General features: G+C 69.4%; 17 protein-coding genes. 12 read left to right on the top strand and 5 right to left on the bottom strand.

What is annotated here, in order from left to right; genetic code table 11:
* Positions 1 to 600 carry a GDSL-type esterase/lipase family protein gene (locus AC07PF_RS16620; RefSeq protein ID WP_494612698.1) on the top strand — a complete coding sequence of 200 codons (600 nt, stop codon included), beginning with the start codon at positions 1 to 3 and terminating at the stop codon, positions 598 to 600.
* A gap of 20 nt (positions 601 to 620) precedes the next feature.
* Here AC07PF_RS16620 and queG read toward each other — a convergent pair whose 3' ends face one another.
* Positions 621 to 1,658 (bottom strand): tRNA epoxyqueuosine(34) reductase QueG, encoded by a 1,038-nt coding sequence (gene queG / locus AC07PF_RS16615; protein WP_494612600.1) that lies wholly within the window; start codon positions 1,656 to 1,658, stop codon positions 621 to 623.
* Positions 1,659 to 1,670: 12 nt separating this feature from the next.
* Here queG and tsaE point away from each other — a divergent pair, with 12 nt between their 5' ends.
* The 3 genes from tsaE (at position 1,671) to AC07PF_RS16600 (ending at position 4,125) form a co-directional block, all read left to right on the top strand.
* On the top strand, positions 1,671 to 2,225 hold the full coding sequence (gene tsaE / locus AC07PF_RS16610; RefSeq protein ID WP_494612599.1) for a tRNA (adenosine(37)-N6)-threonylcarbamoyltransferase complex ATPase subunit type 1 TsaE: 555 nt from the start codon (positions 1,671 to 1,673) through the stop codon (positions 2,223 to 2,225).
* 4 nt (positions 2,226 to 2,229) lie between these two features.
* A complete protein-coding gene (locus tag AC07PF_RS16605; protein ID WP_494612598.1) occupies positions 2,230 to 3,687 on the top strand; it encodes an N-acetylmuramoyl-L-alanine amidase in 1,458 nt (485 codons plus the stop codon).
* A gap of 105 nt (positions 3,688 to 3,792) precedes the next feature.
* Positions 3,793 to 4,125: a cupin domain-containing protein gene (locus AC07PF_RS16600; RefSeq protein WP_494609268.1), complete on the top strand. Its 333-nt coding sequence runs from the start codon at positions 3,793 to 3,795 to the stop codon at positions 4,123 to 4,125.
* Positions 4,126 to 4,127: 2 nt separating this feature from the next.
* Here the strand turns inward: AC07PF_RS16600 and AC07PF_RS16595 are convergent, their stop codons facing one another.
* Positions 4,128 to 5,711, bottom strand: a complete 1,584-nt coding sequence (locus AC07PF_RS16595; protein ID WP_494612597.1) for a methyl-accepting chemotaxis protein — start codon at positions 5,709 to 5,711, stop codon at positions 4,128 to 4,130.
* Positions 5,712 to 6,010: 299 nt separating this feature from the next.
* On the opposite strand from AC07PF_RS16595, the gene AC07PF_RS16590 reads away from it, so the two are divergent.
* Positions 6,011 to 6,253, top strand: coding sequence for a YMGG-like glycine zipper-containing protein (locus tag AC07PF_RS16590; RefSeq protein ID WP_007856567.1), 243 nt, complete (start codon positions 6,011 to 6,013; stop codon positions 6,251 to 6,253).
* 256 nt (positions 6,254 to 6,509) lie between these two features.
* Here the strand turns inward: AC07PF_RS16590 and AC07PF_RS16585 are convergent, their stop codons facing one another.
* Positions 6,510 to 7,160, bottom strand: a complete 651-nt coding sequence (locus tag AC07PF_RS16585; protein ID WP_007856569.1) for a DedA family protein — start codon at positions 7,158 to 7,160, stop codon at positions 6,510 to 6,512.
* A 96-nt stretch (positions 7,161 to 7,256) separates the two neighbouring features.
* On the opposite strand from AC07PF_RS16585, the gene mutL reads away from it, so the two are divergent.
* Positions 7,257 to 9,278, top strand: coding sequence for a DNA mismatch repair endonuclease MutL (mutL, locus tag AC07PF_RS16580; RefSeq protein ID WP_494612596.1), 2,022 nt, complete (start codon positions 7,257 to 7,259; stop codon positions 9,276 to 9,278).
* 81 nt (positions 9,279 to 9,359) lie between these two features.
* Positions 9,360 to 10,049, top strand: coding sequence for a PA4824 family protein (locus tag AC07PF_RS16575; RefSeq protein ID WP_494612595.1), 690 nt, complete (start codon positions 9,360 to 9,362; stop codon positions 10,047 to 10,049).
* Positions 10,050 to 10,246: 197 nt separating this feature from the next.
* On the opposite strand, the gene AC07PF_RS16570 is transcribed toward AC07PF_RS16575, so the two are convergent.
* Positions 10,247 to 11,416 (bottom strand): glycerophosphodiester phosphodiesterase, encoded by a 1,170-nt coding sequence (locus AC07PF_RS16570; protein ID WP_007856573.1) that lies wholly within the window; start codon positions 11,414 to 11,416, stop codon positions 10,247 to 10,249.
* Positions 11,417 to 11,672: 256 nt separating this feature from the next.
* On the opposite strand from AC07PF_RS16570, the gene gdhA reads away from it, so the two are divergent.
* Together gdhA and AC07PF_RS16560 are read left to right on the top strand one after the other, a co-directional pair.
* Positions 11,673 to 13,016: an NADP-specific glutamate dehydrogenase gene (gene gdhA / locus AC07PF_RS16565; protein ID WP_494612594.1), complete on the top strand. Its 1,344-nt coding sequence runs from the start codon at positions 11,673 to 11,675 to the stop codon at positions 13,014 to 13,016.
* Positions 13,017 to 13,155: 139 nt separating this feature from the next.
* Positions 13,156 to 14,067, top strand: coding sequence for an alpha/beta hydrolase (locus AC07PF_RS16560; RefSeq protein ID WP_494612593.1), 912 nt, complete (start codon positions 13,156 to 13,158; stop codon positions 14,065 to 14,067).
* Here the strand turns inward: AC07PF_RS16560 and AC07PF_RS16555 are convergent.
* Positions 14,027 to 15,385, bottom strand: coding sequence for a serine hydrolase domain-containing protein (locus AC07PF_RS16555; RefSeq protein WP_494612592.1), 1,359 nt, complete (start codon positions 15,383 to 15,385; stop codon positions 14,027 to 14,029). The two genes, AC07PF_RS16560 and AC07PF_RS16555, sit on opposite strands and share 41 nt — an antisense overlap.
* Positions 15,386 to 15,542: 157 nt before the next feature.
* Here AC07PF_RS16555 and AC07PF_RS16550 point away from each other — a divergent pair, with 157 nt between their 5' ends.
* Genes AC07PF_RS16550 through AC07PF_RS16540 form a run of 3 tightly spaced genes read left to right on the top strand, consistent with a single transcriptional unit; the run spans position 15,543 to position 18,398 of the window.
* Positions 15,543 to 16,784: a multidrug effflux MFS transporter gene (locus AC07PF_RS16550; RefSeq protein WP_494612591.1), complete on the top strand. Its 1,242-nt coding sequence runs from the start codon at positions 15,543 to 15,545 to the stop codon at positions 16,782 to 16,784.
* Entirely contained in the window at positions 16,771 to 17,742 is a 972-nt protein-coding gene (miaA, locus tag AC07PF_RS16545; RefSeq protein ID WP_494612590.1) for a tRNA (adenosine(37)-N6)-dimethylallyltransferase MiaA, read from the top strand. The genes AC07PF_RS16550 and miaA overlap by 14 nt, the downstream gene beginning before the upstream one ends.
* Complete coding sequence (locus tag AC07PF_RS16540) at positions 17,742 to 18,398, top strand: ABC transporter ATP-binding protein (protein WP_035204320.1); 657 nt, start codon at positions 17,742 to 17,744, stop codon at positions 18,396 to 18,398. The genes miaA and AC07PF_RS16540 overlap by 1 nt, the downstream gene beginning before the upstream one ends.
* Positions 18,399 to 18,402 lie beyond the last annotated feature (4 nt).

Here is an 18,402-nt window from a genome sequence, read left to right as displayed (position 1 = left end):
ATGGCCCCGCTGGCAGGCTGCGGGCGCAAGCCGCCCCGCGCCCAGGCCGTCCCCTCCGGGGCCACCGTGCTCGCGCTCGGTGACTCGCTCACCTCCGGGGTGGGCGCGTCCGCCGATGCGGCCTACCCCGCCGTGCTGCAGCGCCTGACCGGGTGGAAGGTCGTCAACGGCGGCATCTCGGGCGATACCTCGGCCCAGGCCTTGCAGAGGCTGCCGGACCTGCTGCAAACGCACCAGCCCGCCCTGGTGATCGTAGGCATCGGCGGCAACGACTTCCTGCGCCGCCAGAGCGCCAGCGCCACGCGCGCCAATGTGCGCAAGATCTGCGAGCAGGCGCGGGCCGCCGGCGCCCAGGTGCTGCTGGTCGCCGTGCCCGAGTTCACGGTCATGGCCACCCTGGGCCAGCTGAGCGACCATGCCATGTACGAAGAGATCGCCAGCGAACTCAAGCTCCCCCTGCACCGCAAGGGATGGTCCGGCGTGCTGGCCGACGCCACGCTGCGCTCCGACCAGATCCATGCGAATGCGGCGGGGTACGAGCGCTTTGCCCAGGGGCTGGTGGATACGCTCAGGGCGACCGGGCTGCTGGCCGGCGGCTGAGCCGGGGCCTGCCGCACCCGCTACCCCTCCAAGGCCCAGGCCACATGCTCGCGCACCAGGGGGCTGGCATCCGCCACCCGCGACTGCAGCGCCGCGCGCACCGCTTCGTCGCCCGTCGCGCGCAGCGCATTGCCCAAGGCCACGGCCACGTTGCGCAGCCAGCGCTCATGGCCGATGCGCCGGATCGGCCCGCCCTCGGTCATGCGCAGGAAGGTGGCCTCGTCCCAGGCGAACAGGTGCACCAGTTGCTGGCCCGACAGGCCATTGCGCTCGTCGAAATCGGGCAGGCGGCTGACCTGCGCGAACTTGTTCCAGGGGCAGGCCAGCTGGCAGTCGTCGCAGCCGTAGATGCGGTTGCCCATGGCCACCCGGAACTCCAGCGGGATCGGGCCACCGTGCTCGATGGTCAGGTAGGAGATGCAGCGGCGCGCATCGATGCGGTGCGGCGCGATGATGGCCTGCGTGGGGCAGATGGCGATGCAGGCACTGCAGCTGCCGCAGTGCGCGGTGACGGGATCGCTCTCGGGCAGTTGCATGTCCACGTAGATCTCGCCCAGGAAGAACATCGAGCCCGCTTCGCGGTTGAGCACCAGCGTGTGCTTGCCGCGCCAGCCCTGGCCGCTGCGCGAGGCCAGCTCGGCCTCGAGCACCGGCGCCGAGTCGGTGAACACGCGGTGGCCGAACGGACCCACCGCCTCGGCGATGCGGTCACTGAGCTTTTGCAGCCGCGCACGCAGCACCTTGTGGTAGTCGCGGCCCCGGGCGTAGACCGAGACGATGCCCTCGCCCGGGCGCGCCAGGCGCGACAGCTCCGCCTCCTGCCAGCCTTCCATGGCCTTGCCGCGCGGCAGATAATCCATGCGCGCCGTGATCACGCTCACCGTGCCGGGCACGAGCTCGGCCGGGCGGGCACGGCGGGTGCCGTGGGTGGCCATGTAATGCATCTCGCCATGGAACCCCTGGGCCAGCCACTGCATCAACCCCTCTTCGGCGGCAGACAAATCCACCCCCGCCACGCCGATTTGGGAAAATCCCAGCTCGCGGGCCCACTCCTGCATTTGAGGAACGAGTTGACTGTTGCACCACATACCGGCCAGATTGTAGAAAGCCCCGCGGTCCCGGCCGCCGGGCAAAGCCCTCGCACGCAAAGCCCTCGCACCTGGCACTGGCACGGCGAGGACGACACCGCCGCCTTCGCGCAGGCGCTGGCCGCCCAGCCGCCGCTGCTGGCCCAGGCCTTCCTCACACTGCATGGCGACCTGGGCGCCGGCAAGACCACGCTGGTGCGCCACCTGCTGCGCGCGCTCGGGGTGCAGGGCCGCATCAAGAGCCCCACCTATGCCGTGGTGGAGCCGCACGATGCACCGGGCCTGGCGCCGCACGCCACCACCGTCTGGCACTTCGACTTCTACCGCTTCGACGACCCGCGCGAGTGGGAAGACGCCGGATTCAGGGACATTTTTGCCAACCCGGGCCTCAAGGTGGCAGAATGGCCGGAAAAGGCTGCAGCGCTCACCCCGCCTGCCGACCTTGCTATACACATTGAAGCAATTGACGAGACCGAAAGGCAAGTCACCGTGCATGCCCACACCGCCGCCGGCCACCGGCTGCTGCAAGGACTCTGAACGAATGAAGCTGCCCGCCCGCCCGGCACCCCGCCAACCGTCCCGCCGCACCCTGCTGCAGACGGGCAGCCTGGTGCTCTTGCTGGGTACACAGCAGATCGCCCGCGGAGCCACCATCCTGGCAGTGCGTGTCTGGCCCGCCCCCGAATACACGCGCGTCACCATCGAATCCGATGGCAAGCTGGTCGCCAAGCAGTTCTTCGTGACCACGCCGCCGCGCCTGGCGGTGGACATCGAAGGCATCGATCTGAGCCCCGAGCTGCGCGAACTGGTGGCCAAGGTCAAGCCCGACGACCCGAACATCGCCGGCATCCGCGTCGGGCAGAACGCGCCCAACGTGGTGCGCCTGGTGGTGGACCTGAAACAGGCCGCCATGCCCCAGGTGTTCACCCTGCCCCCGGTGGCCGCCTACCAGCACCGGCTGGTGTTCGACCTGTACCCTGCCGAGCCCGTGGACCCGCTGGAGGCCCTGATCGCCGAACGCCTGCGCGATACCACGGGAGGCCGTGCTGCTGCTGCGCCGCCCGTGGCTGCCGCAGCCCCGGCGCCCGCCGCCCGCCCGCCCGCGGCTGCGCCGGCCCCGCCATCGGCCGAGAGCGACCCCCTGGGCGATCTGATCGCCCAGCGCGCCAACCGCCCCGGCCCGGCGCCGGCCGCCCCCGCGGACCCGGCCCCACCACCCACCGTGGCCGTGGCCCCGCCCGCGAAAGGCGGCAACCGCGCCACGCCCACGCAGACCGACCGCATCATCATCGTCGCACTCGACCCTGGTCACGGTGGCGAGGACCCCGGTGCCATCGGCCCCGGCGGCACGCGCGAGAAGGACGTGGTGCTGCGCGTGGCCCACCTGCTGCGCGACCGCATCAACGCCACGACCGTGGGCGGCAACCCCATGCGCGCCTTTCTCACGCGCGATGGCGACTTCTTCGTGCCCCTGGGCACGCGCGTGGAAAAGGCCCGCCGCGTGCAGGCCGACCTGTTCGTGAGCATCCACGCCGATGCCTTCACCACGCCGGCAGCGCGCGGCGCCAGCGTGTTCGCGCTGAGCCAGAGCGGCGCATCGAGCACGGCCGCGCGCTGGCTGGCCAACAAGGAGAACCAGGCCGACCTGGTGGGCGGCCTGAACGTGCAGAGCCAGGACCGCCATGTGCAGCGCATGCTGCTGGACATGAGCACCACGGCGCAGATCAACGACAGCCTGAAGCTCGGCAGCGTGCTGCTGGGCGAGATCGGCAACATGGCCAAGCTGCACAAGCCGCGCGTGGAGCAGGCGGGCTTCGCCGTGCTCAAGGCCCCCGACATCCCCAGCGTGCTGGTGGAAACGGCCTTCATCAGCAACCCCGAGGAAGAGGCCAAGCTGCGCAGCAGCGCCTACCAGGTGCAGCTGGCCGACGCGCTGATGCGCGGCATCACGCGCTACTTCGCCAAGAACCCGCCGCTGGCACGCAGCCGCTCGGTGTAGCAGCGTAGGCCGGCACGCCCTTCACGGGGGTGTGGCTTGCTTCATTCGGCCTTCACGGGCACAGTGGGACCCAACGATCCACGACCCCGGTGAAGGAGAAGAACCATGGCACTGCCCCACGCACAATCCGGAGAAGTGGCCAGCGTGCGCCCCCTGGGCGCGCAACTGGCCAGCGCCACCACCTCGGCCATCCTCAAGGCCGGCCAGCTGGAGGTGATGCGCGTGGTGCTGCCCGCGGGCAAGGCCATGCGCGAGCACCAGACCCAGGGCGAGGCCACCGTGCAGTGCCTGGAGGGCGCGGTGGAGTTCCATGCCGGCGAGTCGGTGCAGCTCATGCAGCCCGGTGACTTCGTGCACCTGGCGCCGCGCTCGCCGCATGCGCTCAAGGCCGTCAAGGATTCGTCGGTGCTGCTGACGATCTGCCTGGTGCCTGGCTGAACTCAGGCCAAACGGAAAACGCTGACGATTTCGGCCAGGCGCGCGGCCTGGTGCTTGAGGCTGTCGGCCGCGGCGGCGCTCTGCTCCACCAGCGCGGCGTTCTGCTGCGTGACTTGGTCGAGCTGGGTCACGGCCTCGCCGACCTGGCCGATGCCGATGGTCTGCTCGCCCGTGGCGCTGGAGATCTCGGCGATCAGGTCGCTCACGCGCTGCACCTGGGCCACGATGTCTTCCATGCTGCTGCCGGCATCGGCCACCAGCCGGGTACCGTTGTCCACGCGCTCGGCGCTGGCGCCGATCAGGGACTTGATCTCCTTGGCGGCTTCGGCGCTGCGCCCGGCCAGGCTGCGCACCTCGCTGGCCACCACGGCAAAGCCCCGGCCCTGTTCGCCCGCGCGGGCCGCTTCCACCGCAGCGTTCAAGGCCAGGATGTTGGTCTGGAAGGCGATGCCGTCGATCACGCTGATGATGTCGGTGATCTTTTTCGACGACGCCGAGATGTCCTGCATGGTGGCCACGACCTGGCCCACCACCTCGCCGCCCTTGACCGCCGCCTGCGATGCGGTGCCGGCCAGCGTGGCCGCCTTGCGCGCGGTGTCGGCATTGTTCTTCACGGTGCTGGTGATCTCTTCCATCGAGGCCGCCGTTTCCTCCAGGTTGCTGGCCTGCTCTTCGGTGCGCTGGCTCAGGTCGGCGTTGCCCATGGCGATCTCGCTGGAGCCGGTGGCAATGGAGTCGCTGCTCTGGCGCACGGCGCCCACGATGCGCACCAGCGAGGTCTGCATGTGCTGCATGGCCTGCATCATCTCGGCCACCTCGCCGCGCCCCTGCACGGCGATGGGCTGCGACAGGTCGCCCTCGCCGATGTTGCGCGCCACCACGGCCACGCCGTGCAGCGAGGCACGGATGCGCTGCACCACCACCCAGGACAGCAGCATCAGCAGCGCCAGGCCCACCACGCCGGCCACCAGCACCGTGGTGCGGTAGGAGCGGATCAGGCCCGACGCCTCGGCGGCCTGGTCGGCCGAGCGCTGGACCTGGTAGGCCACCATCTTGTCGGCCACCGCGTTGTACTGGTTGACCACGGGGACGAAGGTGGACATGGCAAACGACTTGGCGGCCGCCATGTCGCCCGCCTTCTTGAGGGCCAGGGCCTTGTCGCGGGTTTCCAGGTAGGGCTTGCGCACCGTGGCCAGCTCCTCCTGGATGCGCAGCCCATCGGGGCTGGTCTCAAGCTCGGTATAGCGCTTTTGCACCTGCGAGGTGTCGGCCGTGGTCGCTGCGATCAGGTCCTTGAAGAAGTTCTGCAGGTCGTCGCCGTCGGACTGCACGACCGAGAACACGCGCGTGGAATTGACCGCGATGTTGCTGCGCCAGCGCAGCGCCAGCTGCAGGCGTTCCACCTGCTCGCTGGCCAGATGGTCCACCGTGGCACCCAGGTGCTGCACGCGCACCAGGCTGAGCGCCAGCACGACGACGAGCACGGCTGCCGCCAGGGCCACGACCAGGCTGATCTGCTGGGCCACGGTGAGCTGGCCTCCCCCGTCGCCGTTGCCGCGGGGTGATGGAAGTGCGGGGTTGCCCATGGTGGTTGTCTCCTTGCTTGTTATGGCCGCATCGCGGCAGCAGCGCTGCAGGTGCTCGAATGAACGCAGCATAACGCTCCTGTGGCACCGCCTGGCCCTCGAAACGCGCCCGGCGTTCCCCTTGCGCAACGATTTACGGGGGACATGCCGCCCGGACAGGGTCCTACAGCCGCTGCCCCCGGGTACCTACACCGCAAAAACACCTGGCGCATGACAGTAGAGGCACAGGTCGAACACCGAACGCCCACGGGCTTTGGGACTTCCAGGCCTGACTCCACCCACTGCAAAGGAATCCTGCCATGACCACCACCCTTCGAACCCTTCTCGTCGCCGCATCCGCCACCGCCGCCCTGGCCATGGGCGGTTGCGCCTCCAACCCCACCAATGCACAGGTCGGTACCGGTGTCGGCGCCGTGGTCGGCGGTGCCGCCGGCAATGCCATCTTCGGCGGCCCCGTGGGCACCATCGGCGGCGCAGCCGCCGGTGCCCTGGTGGGCCACGAAATCGGCGAAGACCGCGACCAGCGCCGCTATCGCCGTTAAGCCGCCGTCCTCGCCGCCCCACCGCGGCCATGAAAAAAGCGCCGCCATCTCACAATGGCCGGCGCTTTTCCGTTGGGGCGACCGTTATCAGTGGTTCATTGCGCTACGCGCCAACCGCGGGCATGAAACTGGCGCGGCCCAAGCCAGTGCCCCCGCGCAAGGGCCGCCCCGCCGCGCTGGGGGCGTCCCCCTCCCGACTCGCGCAGCGAGTCGAGAGAGGGGTGAAGGCGCGAAGCGACTCAGGGGGTGTTTTACTTCAGGCCAGGGCCTTGGCCTTGCGCCCGGCCCGCCAGGCGCCAAAGATGGCGATCAGCCCGGGGATGAAAATCATGGCCCAGATGATCTTGTCCAGGTTTTCCTTGACCCAGGCGAAGTTGCCGAAGAAATAACCCGCCGTGGCAATGCCCAGCACCCACAGCAGGGCACCGCCCACATTGAACGCGGTGAACTTGCTGCGCGACATTTCGGCCACGCCGGCCACGAAGGGCGCAAAGGTGCGGATGAAGGGCATGAAGCGCGCGATCACGATGGTGACGCCGCCATAGCGCTCGTAGAACTCATGGGCCTGGTTGAAGGCGCGGCGGTTGAACCAGCGCGAGTCCTCCCACTGGAAGACCTTGGGCCCGAAGTAGCGCCCGATCGAGTAGTTGCACTGGTCCCCGAGGATGGCCGCCACGATCAGCACCACGCAGGCCAGCGGGAAGTTCATGAGCCCCGCGCCGCACAACGCGCCCACGATGAACAGCAGCGAATCGCCGGGCAGGAAGGGCATGACCACCACGCCCGTCTCCACAAAGACGATGATGAACAGCAACGCATAGACCCAGGGCCCGTAGTTCTGCACGAACATCTCGAGGTATTTGTCCACGTGCAGGATGAAGTCGATCAGGAAGGTGATGAGTTCCATGGGGTCCGGGTCTGGTGAAGGCAGCGCGCATTATCCCCACCGGCCTCCTGCCCCTGCCGGCAAGTCCCCACGGCAACCCGACCTAAAATCCCTCGGGTGACCTCCACCGCCCTCCCCTCCTCCGCTGCCGACATCCCCACTGCACGCCGTCCCATCCGCGACCTGCCCGACGAGCTGATCAGCCAGATCGCGGCCGGCGAGGTGGTCGAGCGCCCCGCCTCCGTGGTGCGCGAACTGGTGGACAACGCCCTGGACGCGGGGGCCACCCAGATCACCGTGCGCCTGTCGGCTGGCGGCGTGCGCCTGATCACGGTGGAGGACGATGGCGGCGGCATCCCGCAGGACGAGCTGCCGGTGGCCCTGCGCCGCCATGCCACGAGCAAGATCACCAACCTCACGGACCTGGAGACCGTGGCCACCATGGGCTTTCGCGGCGAGGCCCTGGCCGCCGTGGCCTCGGTGTCCGAGATGTCGCTGCTGTCGCGCCCAGCCAGCCAGGCCACGGCCTTTCTGCTCGATGCGCGCAGCGGCGAGCTGCGCCCCGCCGCGCGCGCCACGGGCACCACGGTGGAGGTCAAGGAACTGTTCTTTTCCACCCCGGCCCGGCGCAAGTTCCTGAAGACCGATTCCACGGAGCTCGCGCACTGCATCGAGTCCGTGCGCCGCCATGCGCTGGCACGGCCCGACGTGGGCTTTGCCATCTGGCACGAGGGCAAGCTGGTGGAGCAGTGGCGGGCCACCTTCGTACCGGGCCAGGGCGATGCGCAGGATGCGCTGGCCCGGCGCCTGTCCGACGTGCTGGGCGAAGACTTCGTGACCCAGTCGGTGGCCGTACAGCACCGCTCGGGTGCCGTCACCGTGACCGGGCGCGCCGGCCTGCCCGATGCGGCACGCTCGCGCGCCGACCACCAGTACTGCTATGTGAACGGCCGTTTCGTGCGCGACAAGGTGCTCACGCATGCGGCGCGCAGCGCCTATGAAGACGTGCTGCACGGCCACAAGCAGCCGGTGTATGCGCTGTACGTGGAGATCGACCCGGCCCGCGTGGACGTGAACGTGCACCCGACCAAGATCGAGGTGCGCTTTCGCGACAGCCGCGAGGTGCACCAGGCCGTGCGCCATGCCGTGGAGAATGCCCTCGCCGCCCCGCGCGCTGCCGCACTGGCTGCTGCGGCCCTGGCCGCCGAGGCGGCACCCGCAGCCACCGAACAGGCCCCCTTCACCCTGGCCAAGACACCGCTGCCCGACTGGCGCGCCCAGTCCGCCATGCGCTTCGACGAGCCGGTGGTGGGCCACCGCGTGACGGACCTGCAGGCACTGTGGGGCACGCCGTCCGCCGCCACTACCCCGGCCTCGGGCACCGGCCTCTCCGGCAGTGCGGCCGCGCAGGCCGATGCCGAGGTCACCGAGCGCCCGGCATTCCCTGCCGGCAGCAGCCTTGCCGCAACGGCCCCCCCCGCGATGCCATGGCCCCAGCAGCGCGCGGCGGGCGATGCGCCCCTGCCCGTGGGCCGCGATGGCCAGGAGTCCGCCTGGCCCCTGGGCCGGGCCGTGGCGCAGCTGCACGGTGTGTACATCCTGGCCGAGAACGCCCAGGGCATGGTCATCGTGGACATGCACGCCGCGCACGAGCGCATCGTCTACGAGCGCCTGAAATCCCAGGTGGACAGCGGCGCGCGCATCGCCAGCCAGCCACTGCTGATCCCTGCCACCTTTGCGGCCACCCCTGAAGAGGTGGCCACGGCCGAGGCCTCGGTCGACGTACTGGCCATGCTGGGCCTGGAGGTCGTGCCCTTCTCGCCCAAGACCCTGGCCGTGCGCGCCGTGCCCACCACGCTGGCCCAGGGCGACCCCGTGGAGCTGGCGCGCAGCGTGCTGGCCGAGCTGGCTGCGCACGACGCCACCACCGTGGTGCAGCGCGCACGCAACGAGATCCTGGGCACCATGGCATGCCATGGCGCGGTGCGCGCCAACCGCCGGCTCACCCTCGACGAGATGAACGCCCTGCTGCGCCAGATGGAGACCACCGACCGATCCGACCAGTGCAACCACGGCCGCCCCACCTGGCGCCAGCTGACCATGCGCGAGCTGGACGCGCTGTTCCTGCGTGGGCGTTAGTGTTCGTTAGTTAGTGACTGCACAGACAGAGATAGCCAACGGAGCAGGCCGCACCGGCGTGCTCCGCAGCCAAGCACCACCATGCACAGCCACCCACGACGCCCGGGCCCGGCCCGAACCCTCCCCCGGCAAGCCCGCTGGTGGAGCACCGCTGCCGCCGCCCTGGCCATCGCACTGCCGGCAGAGGCAGGCCGCCCGCTGAGCGTGGACGATGCCGGGGTGGCCGAGCCCGCCGGGGGCCAGTTGGAAACCTGGTGGGAAGGTGCCCGGGGCGCCAAGGGCACCGCCTACCTGGCCCCGGCCTATTCGCCCTGGCAGGGGATCGAACTGGGCGGCGTGCTGGCCCGCGACCTGGGCGGCCACGCCACCCTGCAGGGCCTGCAGGCCAAATGGCTGTGGAGCCCGTCGCAGGAGCAGGGCTGCAACGCCGCCAGCAGCATCGGCGCAGTGCGCACCCGCCACGCCCCCGGCAGCACCACCCTGGGGCTGAACCTCATCGGCACCTGCGCCACCCCCTGGGGCGCCCTGCACGCCAACCTGGGCGCACTGCGCATGCCCGAGCGGCACTGGGCCCCCGCCTGGGGCTTTGCCGTGGAACGCGCGCTCAGCACCGTTACCGTGCACGCCGAGGCCTTCGGCCAGCGCGGCAGCGCGCCCACCTTCCAGACCGGGGCCCGGTGGGAGTGGGCGCCCCAGTGGCAGCTCGACGGCAGCATCGGCCGACAGCAGGGCCGCACCCTGCTGAGCGCGGGCATCCGGCGCGGCTTCTGAGACCACCCCTGCCGCAATGGGACGGCATTCGAGATCGCTAAAAAGAAATCGGCCCCGAAGGGGCCGACAAAGTGATCGCCAGGGGCAGCACCGGAAAAACCGGCGCTGCCAAAGGCCAGCGCTCCCGCGCAAGGGCCGCCCCGCCGCGCTGGGAGCGTCCCCCCTTGGGGGGATGGCGCGCAGCGCCTCAGGGGGGCTCAATTGTCGCGAGCGGCCTTGGCCTGGTCGGGGAAGTCGCTGAACAGGCCATCCACACCCAGGTTGAAGAACAGCTTGTACTCGGCCTTGGGGTCGCCCTTGAAGTCCGAGGCCAGCTGCTTGGGTTCGCTGCGGAAGGTGTAGGGGTGCACGAACAGGCCTTCGGCGTGGGCGTTCTTCACCACGTCGGTCGGGGGCAGCATCACGCGGTCGCGGTTGTCGATGATGCCGTCGCCGTTCAGGTCGTCGGGCTTGCCGTCGTTGTTGGCGTCCACCTGCTTCGATGGGATCAGGTACGGCTTCCAGGGGCCAATGCCATCGGCGTAGGTCTTGACTTCCTTCAGGCCGGCCGGGGTCAGCAGGCTGGCGAAGGTGCGGGCATCGCCGGCCACGGCAAAGTCGTAGGGCTTGTCGTAGGGGGCGACCAGCGACATGCTGCCATCGGCCTTCACGTCATCGGCGTCCACCAGCTGCACCAAGCGCACCTGGGTCTTGCTGCGCAGGTACTTGAGGTTGGCGACCTCGAAGGACTGGATGATGACGGGCGAGTTCTTGGCCGTGTAGCCGTTCTTGGCCAGGATGGCCAGCAGGCGGTCTTCGAGCGCCAGGTTCAGGCCCACGTGGAAGGTCGGGTGCTTGGTCTCGGTGTACACGCCCACGGTGCGGTTGGCCTTGGCACCTTCGGTCTTGGCCAGCTCGATGATTTCCTCGTAGGTAGGGATCAGGAACTTGCCGTTGTTGGACTGGTCGCGGTCGGCCATGGGCTGCACGGCGCGCAGGGTCTTGATCTCGGCCAGGGTGAAGTCGCTCGCGAACCAGCCTTGCTCCTTGACGCCGTCGACGGTCTTCTCGGTCTTGCGGCTGGCGAACTCGGGGCGTTGCGACACGTCGGTGGTGGCCGTGATGTTGGGCTCATGGCGCGCGATCAGCACGCCGTCCTTGGTGGCCACGAGATCGGGCTCGATGAAGTCGGCACCCAGTTCGATGGCGCGGCGGTAGCTCTCCAGCGTGTGCTCGGGCAGGTAGCCGCTGGCACCGCGGTGGCCCACGACCAGGGGGGTGGCGCCATTGAGCGTGGGGTACTTGGAATCGTTGTCGCCACCGCAGGCCGTGAGGGCCAGGGCTGCGATCAGCGCCAGGGGAGCGGTCTTCAAACCGTTGTTGTGCATCGTCTTCTCCTCATTCATGGATTGGAATCGCCGAACTGTGGGGTCGGCGTGTGACATCTGCATGACGCACTGCATTACGGGGGGTGGCACCTGCAACACACAACACCATTGCCTCAAATTGGTGCAATCAAAGCCTCATAATCCCCAAAACAGTGCATCCGAATGCATGATGTCATGTTTTTTTGACATGACCAAGCTGTCCGGGCCTTTGCCGGGCTTCTCCAACCCTCTCTTTCTAGAAAGACATCTCTCTCACATGAAGCACGAGTCCGCAGGCAGTTTCCTGGCGCAGGTGGCGCAGCGCAACCCCCACCAACCCGAGTTCTTGCAAGCCGTTACAGAAGTCACGGAAAGTCTCTGGCCTTTCATCACCCAGCACCCACGCTACGCCGAACACGGCCTGCTGGAGCGCCTCGTGGAGCCCGAGCGCGTGGTGATGTTCCGCGTCTCCTGGGTGGACGACCACGGCACGGTGCAGGTCAACCGCGGCTACCGCATCCAGCACAGCATGGCCATCGGCCCGTACAAGGGCGGCCTGCGCTTTCACCCCTCGGTGAACCTGTCGGTGCTCAAGTTCCTGGCGTTCGAGCAGACCTTCAAGAACGCCCTGACCACCCTGCCCATGGGCGGCGGCAAGGGCGGATCCGACTTCGATCCCAAGGGCAAGAGCCCCGGGGAGGTGATGCGTTTTTGCCAGGCCTTCGTGTCCGAGCTGTTCCGCCATGTGGGCGCTGACACGGACGTGCCGGCCGGCGACATCGGCGTGGGCGGGCGCGAGGTGGGCTTCATGGCCGGCATGATGAAAAAGCTCAGCAACCGGGCCGACTGCGTGTTCACGGGCAAGGGCCTATCGTTCGGCGGCTCGCTGGTCCGGCCCGAGGCCACGGGCTACGGCACGGTCTACTTTGCGGCCGAGATGCTCAAGCAGAAGGGCCACAGCTTCGACGGCCTGCGCGTCTCGGTGTCCGGCTCGGGCAACGTGGCGCAGTACGCGGTGGAAAAGGCGCTGGAGCTCGGTGCGAAGGTGGTCACGGTGTCCGATTCCAGCGGCACCATCATCGACGAGGAGGGCTTCACCACGGAAAAGCTGGCCATCCTGATGGACGTGAAGAACCACCACTATGGCCGTGTGGCCGACTACGCGGCCCGCACGGGTGCGAAGTTCGAGGCCGGCGTGCGCCCCTGGCATGTGCCAGTGGACGTGGCCCTGCCCTGCGCCACCCAGAACGAGCTGGACGCCGACGACGCGGCCGTGCTGATCCGCAACGGCGTGGTCTGCGTGGCCGAAGGTGCCAACATGCCCTCGACCATCGAGGCCGCCAAGGCCTTTGAGGCGGCGGGCGTACTGTACGCCCCTGGCAAGGCCAGCAACGCGGGCGGCGTGGCCACCTCGGGCCTGGAGATGAGCCAGAACGCGGCCCGCCTATCCTGGCCACGCGAGGAAGTGGACGCCCGCCTGCTGCAGATCATGCAGGGCATCCACGCCGCCTGCCTGCGCTACGGCAAGCGCGCCGATGGCAGCGTGAGCTATGTGGACGGCGCCAACGTGGCGGGCTTCGTGAAGGTGGCCGACGCCATGCTGGCGCAGGGCGTGGTGTAAGCCGCAACAGCGTCCAAAATCCCGTCAAAAGCGGTAAATAGGTAACAAAAGGGAGGCTTGGCCTCCCTTTTGCGTAACAGGCACGATGCATGCAATGGAAAACAGAACTTTCTGGTCCGCACACGAGTCAGTCCCACCCATGAAACGCACCGCCCTCCTGCTCTCCCTGGTGCTGGCCCTGGCGGTCAGCGCAGGTTGTTCCACCCTGGATGCCAAGCAGCGCGAATGGATCTTCCAGCCCAGCAACCGCAGCTGGGGCGGCACGGGGGTGACCGAGGGCATGCAGGACGTGTGGATCGACTTCGCATCGCGCGCCACGGACAAGGCCGAGCGCCTGCACGGGCTGTGGATGCCGGCGGAGCGGGCCGATGCACCGGTGCTGCTGTACCTGCACGGTGCGCGCTGGAACGTGGCGGGCTCGTCGCCCCGCATCCGGCGCATGCACGCGCTCGGGTTTTCGGTGCTGGCCATCGATTACCGGGGCTTCGGCCAGAGCAGCGCCGGGCTGCCTTCGGAGGCCATGGCCGCCGAGGACGCGCGCGCCGCCTGGGACTGGCTCGCCGAGCGCCACCCCCAGGCGCCGCGCTACCTCTTCGGCCACTCGCTGGGCGGCGCCATCGCCATCGACCTGGCGCGCGAGGTCAAGGACGAGAAGGGCGTGATGGTGGAAGGCACTTTCACCAGCATCGCCGAGGTGCTCAGCACCTTCAAGTGGGGCTGGCTGCCGGTGTCGGCCCTGATCACCCAGCGCTTCGAATCGGTGCGCAAGGTCTCGGAGATCGGCTCGCCCCTGCTGGTGGTGCATGGCAGCAAGGACAGCCTGATCGCCCCGGCGCTCGGGCGCAAGCTCTACGACGCGGCCCAGGAGCCCAAGCGCTTCGTGCTGGTGGAGGGTGGCTCGCACCACAACACCAACGACGTGGGCATGGACCTCTACCGCGAGGCCCTGGTCTCGCTGTTCCGGCTCTTGCCCCCCGGCTACGAGGGCGATACCGCGCCCATCGTGGGCCTCAACGCCGAACGGCCTGCGCCAGCGCCGACCACGCCTTGAGCGTGAGCGCATGCGTGGCGGCCGCGCTGGCCACGGGGTGCGAGGAGAGCTTGACGACCACCATCTCGGCCGCCGGGTTCACATGCACCATCTGCCCATGGATGCCTGAAGCCTCGTAGGCACCGTCGGCGTTGTGCAGCACCCACCACTGGTTGCGGTAGCTGTAGCCGGGCCGTGCGGTCTGGATGCCGCGGAACTGGAACTTGCTGCGGTCGCCGCCCTTGGCCGTGTCGTCGATCACGGCCTTGTCGAAGATCTTCTGGCCGTTGAAGGTTCCGCCCTGGCGCAGCATTTCTCCAAAGCGCGCCAGGTCGCGGGCCGTGGCGTTCAGGCCCGCGCCCTGCAGCGGCGTGCCCACGCTGTCCACCATCACGTGGGCGTCCTCCTCCATGCCCAGCTTTTGCCAGATGTTCTCGCCCATGAGCTCGGCCCAGTGCCTGCCCGTGGCGCGCGAGACGATCCAGCCCAGCACCTCGGAATGCACGGTGCGGTAGACAAAGCCCTCGCCGTGCTCGCCTTCCTTCTTGAGGGTCTTGAGAAAGTCGTAGATGTTGGTCGCGCCCTGGTAGCCCGGCGGGCGCGGCAGCATGCCGGCCGACCAGCTGTAGCCGAAGATCTCGGTCGTGGGATCGGTGTAGACCTCGCGAAAGCGCACGCCCCCGGTCATGTCCATGACCTCGCGCACCTTCATGTCGCCCCAGGCCGAATCGGCCAGCTCGGGCACGTATTTGGTGACCGGCGCCTCGGGGTCGATCCTGCCTTCGTGCGCGAGCTGGGCCGCCATGAGCCCGGTGAAGGACTTGGTGACCGAGAACAGCAGGTGCGGCGTCCAGGGCTTCATCTGGTTGTCGTAGCGCTCGTAGACCACCTTGCCCTTGTGCAGCACGACGATGGCATCCGTGTAGGTGCGCGTGAGCCACTGGTCCACGGTGATGGGCTGGCCCTTGTCGTCGTCGAACGAGAACGCACCCAGCGGGCGCGGATCGGCCGGCAGGGCCGATGCCGGGGCCGCGCCGCGGCGGATGTTGCGCGTGGGCTGCAGCTCGCGCAGGTGCTGCAGGGCCCAGCGCATTTGCGGGTACTTGTAGGAGTTGCTCAGGTCCACCCGTTGCGCGCCTTCGGGCGGGAAAGTGCCCATGTAGCCGAGCTTGTCGAGCGAGACCGATTCGGGCGCGGGCAGGGCCGGCGCCGCAGCGGGTGCCTGCGCGTGGGCGGCCGCCAGGGCCGTGCCCAGCAACAGCCCCAGCGCCGCACGGGCCAGGGTGGTCAGGGGGTTGCGAAATGGGGAAGGGGTCGTAGGGTGATGGCTGCCGCGCATGCGCTTGTCTCCTGTTGTTGTGGTCGGGGTGGCACCGCGCCCGGCGTCCAGTGCCGCGGTCACTGTAGGGCGCGCACTGGCCTGCCAATGTCGTGCAAGCGACGCGAAAGCCCCGTCTGCGGGTTTGTCCCGACCCATCTGGTACGCTCAGACAGATATGTCTGCCCCCTTCGCCACCGCCGGCCATCCGGCCGCGCCCGCTGCCATTTCCCCGGCGCTGGCCATCCTGATCCTGGCCCTGCTGCTGAGCATCCAGCCCGTCACCACCGACCTGTACCTGCCGGCGCTGCCGGCGCTCACGCGCAGCCTGGGCTCGTCCGTGTCCGTGGCCCAGCTCACGCTCAGCGGCCTGCTGCTGGCCTTCGGCTCCTCGCAGCTGGTCTGGGGCCCGCTGTCGGACCGCTTCGGCCGCCGGCCCATTCTGCTGGTGGGCCTGTCCATCTACACCGTGGCCTCCATCGGCAGCGTGCTGGCGCCCAACATGTCGCTGCTGATCCTGTGGCGCATCGCCCAGGGGGCGGCCATGGGCTCGGTGGTGATGTGCGCACGTGCCATCGTGCGCGACCTGTACACCCCGCTGGAGGGCGCGCGCGCCATGTCCAAGGCGCTCACCGGCCTGGGCTTCGTGGCCTGCATCTGCGCGCCGCTGGGCGGCCTGCTGGCCGAGTGGCTGGGCTGGCGCGCCTCGCTCTCGGCCCTCACGGCGTATGCCGTGGCCACGCTGGCCCTGGTGGCCCTGCGCCTGCCCGAAACCCTGGTGCACCGCAACCCGCGCGCGCTGCAGCCCGCCACCCTGGTGGCCACCTGGCTGCACGTGCTGCGCACCCCGACCTTCTGGGCCTTCTCGCTGCAGACCACGGCCACCTATGGCGGGCTGTTCACCTTTCTCGCGTCCTCGTCCTTCGTCTTCATCGACGTGCTGGGCCTGTCGCGCACGCAGTACGGCGGGGCCATGGCGTCGGCCTGCGTGGCCTATTTCGCTGGCACCTTCCTGTGCCGCAGGCTGCTGGCCCGCTTCGGCCTCAAGCGCTCGGTGGCCATCGCAGGCGGCCTGAGCCTGGCGGGGGGCACGCTGATGGCGTTGGTCGCCTTCCTGGGCTGGCACCACCCGGTGGCCCTGCTGCTGCCGTTCTCGCTGTTCATGCTGGCCCATGGCATCCACCAGCCCTGCGGGCAAAGTGGTGCCGTGGGGCCGTTCCCGCAGGCCGCCGGCGTGGCCTCGGCGCTCAATGGCTTCATGATGATGCTGGCGGCCTTCGGCATCGGCGCCTGGCTGGGCCTGCGCCTGGATGGCACGGTGTGGCCGCTGGTCAACGGCATCTGGTTCTGGTCGGTGGTGCTGGCCGTGCTCTCGTGGACACTGGTGCAGAAATTCGGAGACCCGGGTGAGCGCGCCTGAGCACCTTCCAGCCGTCGCGCTGGCCGGCCCCACCGCCTCGGGCAAGACCGCAGGCGCCCTGGCGCTGGCGGCCGTGCTGGCACCGCGCATGCCGGTGGAGATCATCAGCGTGGACTCGGCCCTGGTCTACCGCGGCATGGACATCGGCACCGCCAAGCCCACGGCGGACGAGCTGGCCGCCGTGCCGCACCACCTGATCGACATCCGCGATCCGCTGCAGGCCTACAGCGCGGCCGAGTTCGTGCAGGACGCCACCCGGCTCATCGCCGAGGTCCGCGCGCGCGGCGCCCTGCCGCTGCTGGTGGGCGGCACCATGCTGTACTTCAAGGCGCTGGTCGACGGCATCGACGACATGCCCGCCGCCGACCCCGGCGTGCGTGAACGCATCGAAGCCCAGGCCGCCGAGCAGGGCTGGCCCGCGCTGCATGCCGAGCTGGCGCGCGTGGACCCGGTCACCGCGGCGCGGCTGGCGCCGGCCGACAGCCAGCGCATCCAGCGCGCGCTGGAGGTGTGGCATGTCTCGGGCCGGCCGCTGTCGAGCTTCCACCTGACCAAGGACCGGGCACCCAGCCCCCTGGCGGCCAGCACCGCCCTGTTCAGCCTGGAGCCCGGGGACCGCGCCTGGCTGCATGCGCGCATCGCCCTGCGCTTCGATGCCATGCTCGCGGCCGGTTTTCTGGACGAGGTGAAGGCCTTGCACGCGCGCGGCGACCTGCACCCGGACCTGCCCTCCATGCGCTGCGTGGGCTACCGCCAGGCCTGGGAAAGCCTGTACGGCCACTTCCCCCTGGACAGCCTGCGCGAGCGCGGCATCGCCGCCACGCGCCAGTTGGCCAAGCGCCAGATCACCTGGCTGCGCAGCATGCCCGCGCGCCATGCCATCGCCTGCGACCAGCCCGATGCCACGGCGGCGCTGGTGCAGGCCGTGCTGGCGCGGCTGGATACTGCCGCGCCATGATGACGGCCACGCTCACCGTCAGCGGCCTGGGCAAGCACTATGGCGAGGCCACGGTGTTCGCCGGTGTCGACTTTGCCGTGCAGCCCGGCGAGTTCGTGGCCATCGTGGGGGACTCGGGGGTGGGCAAGTCCACCTTGCTCAACTGCCTGGCGGGCCTGGATACCTGGGACACTGGGCGCATCACGCACGGCAGCACCGAGCTGGGCGCGCTCGACGACACGGCGCGCGCGCTGTGGCGGCGTGCGCAGGTGGGCTTCGTGTTCCAGGCCTTCCACGTGCTGCCGCACCTGGACGTGGCGCAGAACGTGGCCCTGCCGCTGATGCTGCTGGGCCAGAACGAACCCGCGCGCGTGCAGCAGATGCTCACGGCCGTGGGCCTGGCGGACCTGGGCGCGCGCCTGCCCCAGCAGCTCAGCGGTGGCCAGCTGCAGCGCGTGGCCATCGCCCGCGCCCTGGTGCACCGCCCCGCCCTGCTGCTGGCCGACGAACCCACGGGCAACCTCGACCCCACCACCGCCGCGCGGGTGATGGACCTGCTGCTCGCGCAGACACGCGAACACGGCGCTTCGCTGGTGCTGGTCACGCACTCGGACGCGGCGGCCGCACGCGCCGACCGGGTGCTGCGGCTGACCAGCGGCGGCATCGGCGCGGGCTGACACC

This window comes from Acidovorax sp. GW821-FHT10A04, assembly GCF_059415825.1.
This window is presented reverse-complemented; position numbering and strand designations above follow the sequence as displayed.

Bases quoted from the DNA above. Each gene is read 5' to 3' on its own strand.
- AC07PF_RS16560 (WP_494612593.1), top strand. From the start codon at position 13,156: ATGAAACGCACCGCCCTCCTGCTCTCCCTGGTGCTGGCCCTGGCGGTC.
- AC07PF_RS16620 (WP_494612698.1), top strand. From the start codon at position 1: ATGGCCCCGCTGGCAGGCTGCGGGCGCAAGCCGCCCCGCGCCCAGGCC.
- AC07PF_RS16605 (WP_494612598.1), top strand. From the start codon at position 2,230: ATGAAGCTGCCCGCCCGCCCGGCACCCCGCCAACCGTCCCGCCGCACC.
- AC07PF_RS16600 (WP_494609268.1), top strand. From the start codon at position 3,793: ATGGCACTGCCCCACGCACAATCCGGAGAAGTGGCCAGCGTGCGCCCC.
- AC07PF_RS16550 (WP_494612591.1), top strand. From the start codon at position 15,543: ATGTCTGCCCCCTTCGCCACCGCCGGCCATCCGGCCGCGCCCGCTGCC.
- AC07PF_RS16555 (WP_494612592.1), bottom strand. From the start codon at position 15,385: ATGCGCGGCAGCCATCACCCTACGACCCCTTCCCCATTTCGCAACCCC.
- AC07PF_RS16570 (WP_007856573.1), bottom strand. From the start codon at position 11,416: ATGCACAACAACGGTTTGAAGACCGCTCCCCTGGCGCTGATCGCAGCC.
- AC07PF_RS16590 (WP_007856567.1), top strand. From the start codon at position 6,011: ATGACCACCACCCTTCGAACCCTTCTCGTCGCCGCATCCGCCACCGCC.
- AC07PF_RS16540 (WP_035204320.1), top strand. From the start codon at position 17,742: ATGACGGCCACGCTCACCGTCAGCGGCCTGGGCAAGCACTATGGCGAG.
- queG (WP_494612600.1), bottom strand. From the start codon at position 1,658: ATGCAGGAGTGGGCCCGCGAGCTGGGATTTTCCCAAATCGGCGTGGCG.
- AC07PF_RS16585 (WP_007856569.1), bottom strand. From the start codon at position 7,160: ATGGAACTCATCACCTTCCTGATCGACTTCATCCTGCACGTGGACAAA.
- gdhA (WP_494612594.1), top strand. From the start codon at position 11,673: ATGAAGCACGAGTCCGCAGGCAGTTTCCTGGCGCAGGTGGCGCAGCGC.
- AC07PF_RS16595 (WP_494612597.1), bottom strand. From the start codon at position 5,711: ATGGGCAACCCCGCACTTCCATCACCCCGCGGCAACGGCGACGGGGGA.
- AC07PF_RS16575 (WP_494612595.1), top strand. From the start codon at position 9,360: ATGCACAGCCACCCACGACGCCCGGGCCCGGCCCGAACCCTCCCCCGG.